Origin of the sequence: Paraburkholderia sp. BR14374 (genome assembly GCF_040948685.1) — a bacterium.
In the GTDB taxonomy this organism is placed as follows: Bacteria; Pseudomonadota; Gammaproteobacteria; order Burkholderiales; family Burkholderiaceae; genus Paraburkholderia; species Paraburkholderia youngii.
In genome coordinates, this window is record NZ_JBFPKF010000014.1 from 116,583 (window position 1) to 131,180 (window position 14,598).

10 protein-coding genes and 2 pseudogenes are annotated in these 14,598 nt (G+C 60.2%); all 12 read right to left on the reverse strand.

All coding sequences use genetic code 11. From position 1 onward, the window contains the following. Window positions 1-36: 36 nt before the first annotated feature. The 12 genes and pseudogenes from AB3X86_RS27030 to AB3X86_RS27085 all read right to left on the reverse strand — a co-directional run bounded on the left by AB3X86_RS27030 (window position 37) and on the right by AB3X86_RS27085 (window position 14,586). A complete protein-coding gene (locus tag AB3X86_RS27030; protein WP_368598373.1) occupies window positions 37-444 on the reverse strand; it encodes a BON domain-containing protein in 408 nt (135 codons plus the stop codon). Between the two features lie 1,759 nt (window positions 445-2,203). Further along, window positions 2,204-4,633 (reverse strand): beta strand repeat-containing protein, encoded by a 2,430-nt coding sequence (locus AB3X86_RS27035; RefSeq protein WP_368598374.1) that lies wholly within the window; start codon window positions 4,631-4,633, stop codon window positions 2,204-2,206. Between the two features lie 413 nt (window positions 4,634-5,046). Continuing rightward, window positions 5,047-5,484 (reverse strand): annotated as a pseudogene (locus AB3X86_RS27040) (alpha/beta hydrolase-fold protein); the annotation flags it as partial. A gap of 16 nt (window positions 5,485-5,500) precedes the next feature. After that, window positions 5,501-6,605 (reverse strand): annotated as a pseudogene (locus tag AB3X86_RS27045) (S-(hydroxymethyl)glutathione dehydrogenase/class III alcohol dehydrogenase). 422 nt (window positions 6,606-7,027) lie between these two features. Beyond that, window positions 7,028-7,420, reverse strand: a complete 393-nt coding sequence (gene pcaC, locus AB3X86_RS27050; RefSeq protein ID WP_008919376.1) for a 4-carboxymuconolactone decarboxylase — start codon at window positions 7,418-7,420, stop codon at window positions 7,028-7,030. Window positions 7,421-7,534: 114 nt separating this feature from the next. Then, window positions 7,535-8,557 (reverse strand): glycine betaine/L-proline ABC transporter substrate-binding protein ProX, encoded by a 1,023-nt coding sequence (gene proX, locus AB3X86_RS27055; RefSeq protein ID WP_368598375.1) that lies wholly within the window; start codon window positions 8,555-8,557, stop codon window positions 7,535-7,537. An 85-nt stretch (window positions 8,558-8,642) separates the two neighbouring features. Next, entirely contained in the window at window positions 8,643-9,578 is a 936-nt protein-coding gene (locus AB3X86_RS27060; RefSeq protein WP_368598376.1) for an ABC transporter permease, read from the reverse strand. Then, entirely contained in the window at window positions 9,571-10,755 is a 1,185-nt protein-coding gene (locus AB3X86_RS27065) for a glycine betaine/L-proline ABC transporter ATP-binding protein (RefSeq protein WP_368598377.1), read from the reverse strand. Before AB3X86_RS27065 ends, AB3X86_RS27060 begins: the two co-directional genes overlap by 8 nt. Next, on the reverse strand, window positions 10,752-11,108 hold the full coding sequence (locus AB3X86_RS27070; RefSeq protein WP_176124996.1) for an NIPSNAP family protein: 357 nt from the start codon (window positions 11,106-11,108) through the stop codon (window positions 10,752-10,754). Before AB3X86_RS27070 ends, AB3X86_RS27065 begins: the two co-directional genes overlap by 4 nt. A 2-nt stretch (window positions 11,109-11,110) precedes the next feature. Further along, complete coding sequence (locus AB3X86_RS27075) at window positions 11,111-11,950, reverse strand: alpha/beta fold hydrolase (RefSeq protein WP_368598378.1); 840 nt, start codon at window positions 11,948-11,950, stop codon at window positions 11,111-11,113. A 19-nt stretch (window positions 11,951-11,969) separates the two neighbouring features. Further along, the gene (locus tag AB3X86_RS27080) at window positions 11,970-13,037 is read right to left on the reverse strand and encodes an LLM class flavin-dependent oxidoreductase (RefSeq protein WP_368598379.1); all 1,068 of its coding nucleotides are present in this window, start codon (window positions 13,035-13,037) and stop codon (window positions 11,970-11,972) included. A gap of 37 nt (window positions 13,038-13,074) precedes the next feature. Then, window positions 13,075-14,586, reverse strand: coding sequence for an aldehyde dehydrogenase (locus tag AB3X86_RS27085; RefSeq protein WP_368598380.1), 1,512 nt, complete (start codon window positions 14,584-14,586; stop codon window positions 13,075-13,077). Window positions 14,587-14,598: the final 12 nt, after the last annotated feature.

Genomic DNA, 14,598 nt, shown 5'->3' on the forward strand with positions numbered 1-14,598 from the left:
CTCGTGCTTCGCGTCACACGCTATGCAGATGGCGGCTTAATGTCCCGCAGTTGCCAGGCTCAGCCGGTTCGTCACGCCGGTGACGCCCGCGACTTGCTGCGCGTGTTGCTGCGCGAGATCGATCTGCGCCGCTTCGGGCACGGAGCCTTCCAGCGTGATGGCGCCCGACTTGGCGACGACCGACATATGCGAAGCGTCCACCCCGCCTGCCTTGATGATTGCTTTACGAACGTTGGTGGCGAAATGACGGTCGGCAGCACGCTCGGCCTTCTGCTCTGTCTTACGCTGCGCCTTGACCGGATCCTTCGGCACGGTGGGATGCGCCTGAACGGGCGGCAAGTAGGAGACCGCCGCGTCGTCGGCGAACACGCTGCCAGCGTAGCCCGTCAACAGAACGATGGTAGCGAGTGCTGCGGCCGGTTTGAGCTTCGAATACAGTTTCATCGGGTCGATCTCCTTGTTTGGCGAACCTTTTGTCCGCCGTTAAAAATTTGATGGTCGCGCGTCCGCGCGAGTGATGCCGCGTCAGAGCGGTCATCGAACCCTTGCAGCTTATGGATCGCGCACCTTAAAGTCCTTGATAAAACCTGAAGTGTTATGAATAGCTCAGATCATCCCCATGCGAGTACGCTGGAGTGCACGGCAGTTCCGCAGGGGGTAAGCAGATCTGCGTTGGGTTCGTCGACATGCGTGCCGGACATGCCATGTTGGGGGCGCAGCCTAGCCGTTCAGCGGCGTTTTTGACGATCTTCGTGGTTAGCTTGGCGGAGCCGTCGATCGGCACTCCTACCTGACATTCGAGGCTACGACGGAGCGAACGGCGGCAAAGTGCCTCCCAGCTCCCTCATAGTGGCCGGCACTCCAACGTCCGCAATGACCGACAACTGCGCAGTGAGCATCCTGCAGATTTCAGTTCGTGATCTTCTGCCGGGAAGGGACGTCTTCAGCGGCAGTTGTCCCCTTCCCCTGCCCCCAATCCTTTCACGTACTACCCTGCGCCCTGTCGCCCAACGAGGCGTATGCCCGATTTCCGGATCTGTGTTGCCATATAGCGGAAGCAGTGCGGGAAAGACGTCGGGAAGCTGTCAGGGCCGCCCGCGAGCAGCAGAAAGACCGGCTTGATAAGGCGATCCGGATCGAGGCGGCCCGCATGATCTCAACGGGACAGTACCCAAGCGTCGACCGACTGATCACGTACGCGAAACAGCATGGTCTGGGCGCGGATAAACCTGCGGACCGCTCGTGCATCCGGCAGGCACAGCTCGGAGCACTTGCGGGCATCTGCGGCAGCGGTCGCAGACGCAGGAACGACGCTGCGCCGGACGGATGAGTCGGGCAGCCTCACTGACCAATGCAACAGAACCATCGCAACGGCGTTCAGTCGGCGCGACGACCAGAAACTGACGCCGCGCGAAAACCGTGCGACTTGAACTGGCGTCGCTCAACCCTCTCCTTCACTGCGTGGAGCACTGTGCTCTGGAGGGTTTTGGCGTCTATTATGTGTTACATCCTGCGGCACAGAAAACACCATATCGCTTCGAAACGGAAGTTTTATGGTTTCTTCCACAACTGATGTGGAGTTCAGCAATTTATGTCGCTGTTTTCCAACCAATTCTTGTCGTTTTGAGCCCCGAAACCGACCAGAGGAACGATGCGAAACCGCCAAGGACATGCAATTCGTGTCGCCTTGACATGCGCATGCTTAAAAAATCGATGAGCCGTCCCTTTTTTTTAACCAGTCACGCCCGCGATACGGCGCAACGGCGGACGGCCCGAGTTAATGACAACCATGCCGAGGCGACACGAATTGCATATCCGTTGCGGCTCTGCGTCGCTCTGTAGGGCTTTTTCGGGCCTCAAAGCGACAAGGTCAGCGGCTGACCTCGTTGGCGTGTTCTCGGCCAATGCTGACGCTCGTGTGTCGACGCCGACATGCGTGCTTACGGGCGCTCACCGGCCGTTCGCCGAGACGGGGCTACGAACGGCCGCTACCGAGTTCAACGAATGCGTACTGTCGACCCGATTCGGCCAGTCGCCCGGTTGCGACCTGCGCGGCTCTTCTCCGAGTACAGTGGACATTCGTGAGGCGAAATCGTTGGCGTGTTCACGACCTTTGCGGACGCGTGCCTTGACGCAAATTCGTGGGCAAAGTCATCCCGCGCCGATAGCTCGCTAACCGCGCTATTCACTGACTCCGCGTGTGTCATTGCGCCAGTTGCCAGCGCAGTACCGGATGCGTCGCGCCGGCAGGCATCGACCACACCCCCGTCGGACTGAAGTCATATCCGACGAACGAGGCCGGCGTGCTCATCTGAGCGGTCGTCAGCCCGTTCGCCGCGGGAATCGGCGTGCCGTACAAGACGCCGACTGTGGCGTTCGTGGTGTCGGAGTTCCAGTACACATCGTTGCCGATCGTGCCTGTATTGGATCGCGCGATGCCAATCGGCCCATAGCCGGTCGGGTTTGTCACAGAGCCGGTTGCGAATGACTGGGTGATCGTTCCTGAGTTAATGACGACGAGTGCCGCGCCGCCGCATGGCGTACCGGCAGCGCCTCGGCAAAAGAAAGGTAACGATGTCGAGCCGGTTGCATAAGACTGGCTGATCGTGCCGCTGTTACCGCCGACCAGGCCGCCACCGCCCTCAGCGATATAACCCGACGAATCGACAGGCCCCGTGGCGAAGGACTGGCTGATCAGGCCGCTATTGGTGCCCACCAGACCACCGAGCCCACCCCCCGTTGACACGGCGGCGCTGCTCGAAGAACGCAGGATCGAGCCGGCGTTGGTGCCTACGAGCCCACCGGCGATCGAAAAGTCGACCGCATTGCTGAATGCGACGGTACGAACCGTGCCGGACGTGTTGACCCGAACGACCGTGCCGTTGTTGATGCCGGCCAGCAAGCCCATATAGACGACGGCCATCTGGAGGGGAGTCGTGCTCGCCGTGCCCGAAATGTCGAGGTTGCGCACGACGCCCGGGGGGCCGATTACACCGAACATACCCATCAAGCGTGAGAACTCGGAAGCCACCACCTGCGCGACCGTTAGCGAACCGATCGTATTGCCTTGTCCGTCGAACTGCCCCATGAAGGGTGTGAAGACGGTGCCGATCGCAACGAATGGCGTGCTGCTCGTCGCGCTCGCATCGATGTTCCTGCCGAGCGCGTAGTTACCGGTGAGATCGTTGGCGACGTTCGTCAGATCGGTCAGCGAGTTCACCAGCTTGTATGCGGTGATTTGCGTGACCAGCCCGCTGAATGGGGGAGGTGTCCACGCCGGGTTGCTCAGCTGCGTGCCGGCGATGTAGCTGCCGTTCATGTCGTAGAAAGCGCTCAGCGCGCCCGCGCTCTTCGACCAGTCGAGCGTGCCATTGTTTGTGACGCTGCCGCCATTGTCGATTCCGCTCGCGTCGGCGCGCAAGTTCAGATTGCCCGCGCCGTTGTTCGCGATCGTCGCGCCGCTGTCAACCGACACGTTGCGGTACGCGGCGAGCGTCAGCGAAGCGGGACCGCGCCAGCTCAGGTTCGATGCGACGTCGATGTCGCCCGTTGCGCCCATCGCGCCGGTCGTGGCGACATCGACGGAGGTGCCAGCATTCAGGCTTCGGCGCAGCGCGCGTGCAGCGGATTGATCGATCGTGAAGGCGGGCGTCGACAGATTCCATTCACCGGCACGGACGGCGGCCTTTGCGTCGAACGCCAGTTGCGCGGCGTCGGTGTCGACCGTCCCGCCGCTGCCGTCTGCGTTCGTGGCCGTGACGACGCCCGCCTGCTCGACCCGGCCGCCGTCAGCGACGAGCCAGACATGGCCGTCGCGGTTCGCCGTGCCCGTGGCCCGGATGCGCGCACCACCGCCGGCGAGCGCAAACACGTTGCCATCGGCGGCCTGCAGGCTGATCTGCGCGGCTCTGATGCGTCCGCTGTTGACGACCGTACCTTCACTGCCTGTCTGCACGAACACCTGCTTGCTGCTGGTCGAGTCCTGCAGCAGCACCTGTTCGCCTGCGGCCAGCTCGGCCGTACCGTCAGGCGCCTTGATCGTCCCTCCGTTGACGACCGCGCCTCGCGCGATCAGGAAGACATCGGCGCCACTCGAACTGATTTTGCCGAGGTTGATCACGCTCGCATTCGAGTTGCCCCACAGCGTGAGTGCGCCGCCATCCATGAACGCACAGTTGTCGGCATCGAGCGTGGACGCGACGAAACGGCCGCCCGTCGTCACGACACCCGACGGGCCTACGACCACGCCTTGCGTATTGATCACATAGAGGCTGCCCGTTGCACTGAGCCTGCCGAGGATGGCCGACGGCGAGCCGCCCGTGACCCTATTCAAGGTCGCGCCTGAGCCGTTATCGAACGTCACGCGGTTCTGGGCACCGATAGAGAAGCTGTTCCAGTCGATCACGCCGCGCGTCGAACCTGGCTGCGTGACCAGCAGCGCGTTACCCTGACCTGAGATAGTGCCGGCCCCGGCGACGTACTGACCGCCTTGCGGAAGAACGCCTGCGGCAAGCACAGCGGAGGTGAAAGACGGTCCAGCAAGCGAGATGCCTAAGGCTATCCAGATGCGTCTGCTAGGCTGCCAACGATGTGGTGCGTGACGCGCAGCCGGACGTAATTTGGGTCGTGACATACATTTCCCCTCTCCGCGTAGGGGCGGATGAGCCACTAACGACCGCGGCGCCGAGCGGAGACGCGCTGGTCGCAGTGTCTGAAGAATAGCCGTTGCAGCCGCGGATGGATGCCGATACTTCGTCGTTTTGTGCCTGCTTGTCGGGCTTTTTTGGCCATTCGTCGTGTTGCTGCATCCATGATGCGCTCACGAAATCTGAGGTCGAGTTGCTCAAGGACGTTGCGGCCTTTTCTGTCGGTTCATAAGCTTTGTACAGCGGAGGGCGATGGCAACTCGCGCCGCTTCTGTTTCAAGGTCCAAGGGCGGTTTGCAGCGGTTCAGTGCTCACATGCGCTGCAATGGAACCCATCGTAGGACGTGTACGGCGTCAAGCCGTACCTCATGGCATTTGACGCGAAGCGTTATACGGTCGATCCGAGGCGCGCGCCATCGACCGGTAATTCGCTCACGACCGTCTCGCGCAGTTCGTCCCTCACGTACGAGTACATGCGGTAGTGCCGCGCCCACGGCTTCTCGGTCGCGTCGACGCAAAAGCCCGCGCCAACGCCGAAGTCCCACGCATCGCTCTCGCCTAGCACGCCCGCGCCGCGCGGACTCGTGTCCGGCGCGATCAGCACGATGCCTTGCTGGGCCGCGAAACGCTGCGCGCCGGCCTTGATCGGAAACGTTTCTTCCGTGCAGGTCAGTCCGGCCAGATAGAACAACGCCGGCACACGTCCCGCGTTCTCATGCAACGCCTGCGGCGGCAGATAGACCGAGAAGCGCATCAGCAGACCGATGGTGCGCGACTCGTGCCGGTAAAAGCGCTGCTCGCCGCCATGACAGGCGTGCGACGATAGTAGTTCAAGCATCGCGACGCTCCATCTCTTAGTACAGCACGACCGAGCGGATCGACTCGCCCTTCTTCATCAGGTCGAAGCCCTCGTTGATGCGCTCGAGCGGCAGATGGTGTGTGATCAGGTCGTCGATATTGATCTTGCCTTCCATGTACCACTCGACGATCTTCGGCACGTCGGTGCGTCCGCGCACGCCGCCGAACGCCGAGCCCTTCCACTCGCGGCCCGTCACCAGCTGGAACGGCCGCGTGCTGATCTCCTCGCCCGCCGCCGCGACGCCGATGATGAACGACTGGCCCCAGCCCTTGTGCGTGCATTCGAGCGCCTGGCGCATCAGCTTGACGTTACCGATGCATTCAAACGAGTAGTCGGCGCCTCCATCGGTCAACTGCACAATGTGATCGACGACGTTCTCGACTTCGTTCGGGTTGGTGAAATGCGTCATGCCGAACTTCTGCGCGAGCTCGACGCGGCCCGGATTGATGTCGACACCGATGATCTTGTCCGCGCCAACCATCTTCGCGCCCTGAATGACGTTCAGGCCGATGCCGCCGAGCCCGAACACGACCACGTTCGCACCTGCCTCGACCTTCGCCGAATACACAACCGCGCCAACGCCGGTCGTCACGCCGCAGCCGATGTAGCAGATCTTGTCGAACGGCGCGTCTTCACGCACTTTTGCGACGGCGATCTCCGGCACGACGATGTAGTTCGAAAACGTCGACGTCCCCATGTAGTGAAACAGCGGCTTGCCGTCGAGCGAGAAGCGCGAAGTCGCATCGGGCATCAGGCCCTTGCCCTGCGTCGAGCGGATCGCCTGGCACAGGTTGGTCTTGCGCGACAGGCAGAACTTGCACTGGCGGCACTCGGGCGTGTAGAGCGGAATGACGTGATCGCCCTTCTTCAGCGTGCCGACTCCCGGCCCGACATCGACGATCACGCCGGCGCCTTCGTGGCCGAGAATCGCCGGAAAGATGCCTTCGGGATCGGCGCCCGAGAGCGTGTAGTAATCCGTGGCAGATGCCCGTCGCCTTCACTTCGATCAGGACTTCACCGGCGCGCGGACCTTCGAGATCGACTTCCTCGATCGTCAATGGGGCGCCGGCTTTCCATGCGATTGCTGCTTTGGTCTTCATATGTCCTCGTCACTCACGTTACGACTGGTCGGAATCATCGACCACGATCATGAGCAACGAGGTTAGTTTTCCGCGTGTTGACGAAAATACAGTGCAAATTGGCCGAAAGTCGGTGGCCGCCACGAGGCAGGCCGGGTATCGCGACTGGGAATCCTCCTCCCTACCGGACAAAACCTTCGCCGCTATACACGACCGGCCAAAATGATTATCGCCGCCCAGACTGGAGCGTCCTGTTGCGCGACCATCACCCAGGGTACATCACGTGGGATCAGTTCGAGGAGCATCAGAGGATGATTGCCGAGAACACACACATGAAGAAGCGGGCTTCCCGTCGATCTGCTCGTGGTGGGCGGGCATTGCTTACTTTCGATAGATTCGACAGCTCCAATCTGCAATTGATCTTCGAGGCGTCGGAAAACGTATCAAGAAACCTGAGAATTCTCAAAGTCGTCTTTGAATACTTCTCGCGCAACCCGAAAGCTGTCGATCGCCGCGGGGATCCCCGCGTAGATTCCCGTTTGTAGAAAGACTTCACGGATCTCTTCCTTTGTTACCCCGTTGTTGAGAGCCCCCCGAATATGAAGCCTCAGCTCATGCGGACGGTTAAGGGCTGTCAACATTGCCAGATTGAGCAGGCTGCGTGTCCGCCTATCCAGCCCTGGCCTACTCCACACTGCCCCCCAGCAATACTGGGTGACGAGTGTCTGCATCGACATGTTGAAGTCATCCGCATTCGCAATGGCCGAGTCGACATACGCGTCACCCAGCACCTCTCGCCGGATCTTCATACCGGTTTCAAATAATTCCTGAATCATGCGAATCTCCTGTTCGAATATGGGGCGTGGCAGTCTCACGACTTCTAATGCCCTGCCCCCGTTATCGAAATCTGCGCCAAACCTCTCGAATCGTTGATGAGGAGATGCGTAAAATCAATGAGCCTTGCTTGCTGTGGCGACCCATTGATCGAATTGAGACTGGTTGCTCGCGATCCACGCATCCGAAAGCTTCTTCACAACGCTCACGGACCCGCCATCCTTACTGATCACGCCTTCCCATTCAGACCACGTCGCGAGTGGAAACCGGATTTGCTCGATCAGGGCTTTGACCGCGGGATTCGCCGCCAGAAATGCCTTGTTTGCCACCGTGTCATAGTTCCACGAGCCCATGGCCATTCGGCACGGATTGGCTCCGCCAGCGCAGCCGACCACTCCATTGACCAATGCCGTACCGCGGTTCGGGATATTGGGCGGAAGCGCGTCCTGTGGAGTGGGCAACCATACGACATCGGTGCCGGGTTTCAAAGCATTGGTCATCCACGATGGACTCCATGCGTAGTAAAACGCAGGCTTCCCGTTTTGCACCTTCGTAATGACGTCTGCCATGAGGGCTTCGTACTTGCCTCGCACGGGACTGACTGTCTGCTTCAAGCCGAATTTGTCGAGCTGATAGTCCACGACGACGCCGCAACTCCAGGCAGGATCGCAACTGATCATTTCCGCCTTGCCATCGCGGCCGAACAGCCCAGCGATTTTCGGATCCTTCATCTGCTCCAGATTCGTAATGTTGTGAGCAAGCGCAGTTTTCCTGTCGACGAGATAGCCGTTGATTCCTCCACCGATGATCATGCCGTCACCGACCACCGCCGCCTGCTGCGCGATCGCGCGAAACCCCGGCTCGCGCTGAGGCAACGTCACGTCTGTTGCCAGGTCCATGTCACCTTGCGCGACCGCTTGAAAAAACAACGTCGTATCCATGGTGCTCAGCCGGACGTCGTAGCCGAGTTTCTTGAGGGCCTGCGACGTTATCTGAGCGACTACGTAGTTCCCGCCAAGACTGTCATCTTGCGCGTAGCGTATGGTCTTTCCACTTCCCGGAAGTGTCTGCGCGTCCACCGTACCTGCGAACAAAAAACCGGTCGCAACCGCAGCGATCACTTTTACCAATGCGTTCATTGATACTCCTCCATCGTTCAAATGTTCATTCGTCGAATGACACAACATGCTCCCGGGAAACCCGTTGCTGCACTGATGCACGCCCTTACAGCGCTTCACTCGCATCGCCGGGCGTATGTGCCTCCTCGTGACCACCTCGGAAAAAGCGCTTGATGACAGTGCGAAAATGACGCTGCTTGTCAGGTTGTTTTTTGGCGATCTTCTGCGAAAAGCGATCGAGCATCATCGCGAGCAGGACGATTGCGATCCCTCCTACCGCTGCACGTCCTACGTCCAGCCGCCCCAGACCTTGCAACACCACGAGTCCCAATCCGTCCGCGCCGATCATCGATACAACGACCGACATCACCATGGCCGTCAGTACGGTCTGGTTGAGTCCCCCTAGAATCGTCGGCATCGCGAGCGGCAATTGCACTTCCCATAGGAGCTGCCACTTGTCCGCACCAAAGGCCTTACCCGCCTCGACGATTTCGGTTTCAACCATCTTGATTCCAAGATGTGTGAAACGGATCAGTGGCGGCATGGCCGCTGTCACGACGGCAACTTCTCCCGGCACAGTGCCGACACCAAAGAGCATCACGACTGGCACGAGATAAACAAAGGTTGGCGTGGTTTGCATGATGTCCAGTACAGGCTGCACCACCATCCACACGCGTGGACTGCGCGCACATAAAATTCCGATCGGAATGCCAAGTAACGCGCAGAAAAGAATGGCCGTCGCGATAAGGGACAGTGTTGTCATCGCCTCGGTCCACACACCGAGCATGGCGATGACAACAAGGACCACACAACCAAATAACGCCACGCGCAAACCCGCCAAACGCCAGAACACGGCAAAGGTGAGCGCTACGAGCACAGGAAAAGGCACGGCATGGAGAATGCTGTCATTGAAGTTCAGCAATTGCTCGACTGGCCATCGAATCGTCAGAAACAAAGGCCGCAAGTGAGTGGCCATCCAGTGGACGCATTCCTGAATCCACTGATCCACCGGGAAAATTGCAAGCTGGTCAGCACTAAGCATGATGTACCTCTGCGCCACTGCCGGCGCCAATTCTTGCGAGAACTTGGCTCGCGTCCAGAAGTCCGATGAGTTTGCCGTCTGTGTCGGTTACCCCGACCGGACTCCCCTGACCGCACTGGTGTGCCACGTCCACCAAGCGCGTCGATGCGGAAACACATGCAAACCGCCTGTCTGGTTCAGGGATGGCTCGACCGTCACGCGCCTGCGCCATTTCGGAGCCTGTCAGGACCCCAAGCACGCGCTCTTCGGCGTCGAGCACGAACCCTGGCCCTTGCCCAAGCGGGCTCGCTGCCATGAGGATCCGGCCCGCATCTCGCCACACGGGTGATAGCACCGTCATGACGGAGCGCGCGTCGAACAGTCGCGCACGGTCCACCTCACGCGTAAATGCGGCGACGTAATCACTTCCCGGATCCAGTACGATCGACTGCGGTGAACCTTCACGCACCACGCGTCCCTCTGACATGATGGCGATGCGTGTACCGAGCTTGAGCGCCTCCTGGAAGTCGTGCGTAATAAAGAGAATCGTTTTGTTGAGGGTGCGCTGCAGGCGAAGCAGTTCCTCCTGCATTTCGGTGCGAATCAGTGGATCGAGCGCGCTGAACGCTTCATCCATGATCAGGATGTCGGCTTCCGTCGCGAGCGCGCGGGCAAGACCCACACGCTGGCGCATACCGCCACTTAGCTCATGCGGCATGTGGTACGCCCACTTCGACAGCCCCACCACAGCGAGTACCTCCTCAGCACGTCTTCGACGTTGTGCCGCTGGCATCCGCCGAAGCTTGAGACCAAACTCGACGTTCTCAATCACGCGCCTGTTCGGAAGCAACGCGAAATGCTGAAAAACCATCGAAATCCGGTTTCGCCGTACTTCACGCAACTCCTTGTCTCCCAGCGCGCAGAGATCCTCGCCATCGAGCAGGATCCTGCCCGCGCTCGGTTCGTGAAGCCGATTGATGCAACGGGCAAGCGTCGACTTTCCTGAACCCGACAGACCCATGATCATGTAGATCGCTCCGGAAGGAACGCTTAGCGAGACGTCATCGAGACCGACGACGTGCCGCAGCTTCTCCAGCACATCGGCGCGACATTTTCCGGCGCGCAACATGGCGAGTGCAGGTTCGGGCCTGTCGCTGAAAATCTTGTAGAGATGTTCGATTACCAGGCGCTCGGTCATGACTGCGTCTCCTCGAGTGTCGTCGCATGATGTGCGAATCCGGGCCGCGGGGAAAAATCGGTCGGCACCAGAATGCGGTTCTCCGCACGCTCGATGTATTGCGCGAGTCGCGGCACAAACGCCTGCCACTGAGGGTCTTCGGCCAACTCGCTGCGTCGGCGGGTTCTGTCCTCGAGGCTCGCATAGGCCCACATGTGTGTAACCTGGCTCAGCGTGCCGATTTCTGTCGTGAAGTATCCGATCAGTCGGCCCAGTATCCGCTGCTGGATTGCAATCCCCTCGTTGCGCACAAGATCTAGGTAGCGCAGCATTGCGCCGCTTCGGATGCTGTAAATGCGCTCTTCCACTACCATGGTCAACTCCTCGACATAGCTTCTGCAAAGAAACGACCCAGCAAGGTTCCAACAACCTCTGGCGCTTCAATCAGGATCGAATGACGTAAGCCCGGCAAGATCTCCAGTTGTGAGTTTTCTATGCATTCGTGCATGTACCGCGCCATCCTTGGGTTCGAGCCCTGGTCGTCCTCACCCGTGGCGATCAAAGTCGGAACGCGAATCTGGTCGATGAGGCCACCGAAATCCGTCTCAGCCAGAACACGGTATGCGGCCGCATAGCAATGCGGATCGTTCTCTGCATTGCGCTTGCGCAGATAGGCGACCATCTCCGGATTTCTCGCCTGAAAATCTTCCGTCAGCCAGCGTGATAGCGATGCGTCGTAGTGCGCGCCACGCTCACCATTCTGCAAAGCGGCAAGCCGCTCCAGCACCCGGCTGCGCTCTTCTCGCGTACGGCCCGACACCGTCGCGAGCAAAGCGAGCCCACGCAGACGTTGCGGATGCGAGAGCGCCATGCGTTGCGCGATCAGTCCTCCGAGAGAGAATCCCGCGAGGTTGAACGTCTCGAACCCCACGTGATCGGCGAGTGCCAGCGTGTCGTCGACAAACTCATCGATCTCGTAGCGGCCCAGGATGTGCGACGACTCACCATGGCCACGCAGGTCGAAGGTCAGGATGCGGAAGTCATCGCACAGATGCGTGGCAACGCCCTCCCATGCCTCCAGATAGGAGCCGACACCATGAATACAGATCAGTTGCCGTGCGCCACGTCCCTGCAGCCGGTAGTTGAGTTCGACATTGCCGGCTTTCAGGCGACCTTGCGTGACGACGTCGTCATTGACAGGTTTGCGAGTCAGCATGTTGGTCCGCCTGCGAGTGTCAGGTTGCGTACTGTGCCTCGCGTGTGCGCGCGGCGAAATGGGGCATCACTTCATCGATGAACAGTCGCAACGTCTTGACCTGGAGTTCAAACGGAAGGTTGAACGTGAGTCCGAGGCAAAACTGGTCGACGCCCTGCGCTTCGTAGACCTCGAGTTTGTGGATGACCTCATCCGGGGTGCCGAACATCAGGTTTTCGCGGATGGCCGCGGGATCGTAATTGGCGCGATTGACCACGCTCTCGTATGGAACGGCTTCCGGAAAGCCGTTGGTGACGGTGCCGATGTTCTGCATGAGATTCTCAAACGTTCGTCCGTAATCGACGCTGTGCCGCACGGCTACCTCCCAGTCTTGCGGCCGGTCGTAGAGGCAGGTTCGGCGCTGCATCATGAACCGCGGACGCGCGCGCTCCGGATGATCCGCGACCGCCTTGCGAAATTTCTCACCGAGAACGGCGACCTCTGAAGCCGGCGCCGAGAGCGGCGTCGACAGGATATTTGCGCCCACCCCCACCGCCCAGTCGAAACTTCCAGGATCACGGGTTGCCACCCAGATGCGCGGATGCGGTCTTTGCAACGGCTTCGGCACCGAGGTCGCGAGCGGAAATTTCCAGTACTGGCCATCGTGTGCGTAGTCGCCCTGCCAGAGCTTCATGACGGCAGGAACCAGCTCCTTCATATAACCCACGCCTTCCTGTTGCGGGATGCCGCCCGCCATGCGGTCGAACTCGTACTGGTATGCGCCACGTGCGATGCCGAATTCAAGTCGGCCGCCGGTCAGGTGGTCGCACAATGCGGCTTCGCCAGCGAGCCGAATCGGTGACCAATAGGGCGCCACCAATGTAGCGGTACCCAGCCGGATATTTTCCGTGTGCTGCGCAAGCCAGGTCAGGGTCACGAACGGATTGGGCGAAATCGTGCACTCGATCGTGTGATGCTCTGCCGTCCAGAGTGTTTCGAAGCCGCCTTCATCGGCGATTCGCGCGAGTGCCAGCATATGGGTCACTGCGTCATTCATCGTATCGTTCGGCGAAAAGCGTTCCATGCTGAGCGAAACCGCGAATTTCATATCAAGCTCCTGAGAACATGTGTTGAACGCGTCACGCTTAGCGCAGGCGAATGACGAAGGGGTCCTGCATCGCGCCGGAGTAATCGAGGACGATGTTCTTGAGACGCGAGAATTCGCGCATCACTTCGAATCCCCCGCGCCTTCCATAGCCGCTATGCTTCATGCCGCCGTTTGCGGACATGTAGGCGGCCGAGCGATACGTGTTGATCCACACGGTGCCTGCATCGACGTCACGCGCAAATCTCATGGCGCGGCTGATGTCCTGGGTCCAGATGCCGGCAGCCAATCCGTATTCGGTCGCGTTGGCGAGCGCAATCAGTTCTTCTTCGCTCGAGAACGGCATCACGCCGACTACGGGGCCGAAGATCTCTTCCTGCATGAAGCGCATGTCGTTTCGTGCATGCGTCATGACCGTGGGTTCGAAGTACCAGCCGCCGGCCAGCGCGTCATCATTGGGGCGTTGTCCGCCCACGGCAACTTTTGCGCCTTCGTGTACGCCCGAGCCCACGTACTTTTGAACCTTGTCGAGTTGCGACGACAGCGCGAGCGGTCCGATATCAGTTCCTTCGCTGACCGGGTGGCCGATCGTGATCCGACGCGTGCGTTCCACCAGCGCTTCGACGAAATCGTCGTACGCCTGTGCTTCGACGAAGCAACGCGAACCCGCTACACACGTCTGTCCCGCTGCAGCGAATACACCGGAGACGACACCGTTCACAGCACGCTCGATGTCGACGTCACCGAATACTACGTGTGGAGATTTGCCTCCCAGCTCCATCTGACACGGCACGAGATTTTGCGCGGCATTCCCGGCGATCCTGCGCCCCGTGGCGGTGCTGCCCGTAAAGACATATTTCGCAATGCCCGGATGACGGGTCAACGCATCACCCGTGGTCTGCCCGTCGCCCGTGACGACGTTGAATACGCCCGGTGGAATACCGGCCTCGATCGCCAGTTCGGCCAGTGCGAGGGTCGACGCCGTCGTGTGCTCGGACGGCTTGACGACGACCGTGTTGCCGATGGCAAGGCAGGGCGCGAGCGTGCCCGTGAGCAACATCAGCGGCGAGTTCCAAGGCGTGATCATGCCGACGACGCCGATCGGCTCGCGGACGTTGTAGTTGAGCGTATCGAGCTTGTTGACAGGGATCGTCTCGCCCTGCAGCTTGTCGGCCATGCCGGCGAAATAGAAATACGAGTCGGGCATCGCGCGCATTTGCGCCCGCATCTCCTTGAGGAGCTTGCCGTTGTCGCGGCACTCGATCATCGCAAGCTCGTCCGCGTGGGCGAGCACCAGTTCTCCGAGGCGCCGCACCAGTTTGCCGCGCTCCGTTTGCGTCATGCGCCGCCAGGCCGGATTGACGAATGCAGCCTGCGCCGAGCGAACCGCCTTATCGACATCGGCCGAATCCGCCTGCGAGAACTCGTACCACGGCTTGCCTGTCGATGGGTCGTAGCTGGCGATGAATTCCCCGCTGTGCGCCGCGGTGAATTCCCCGTCAATGAACAGTCCCAGGCGGGACCCTTGCAGACGTTGGATGGTCGTTTGCATCGGTTGACTCCA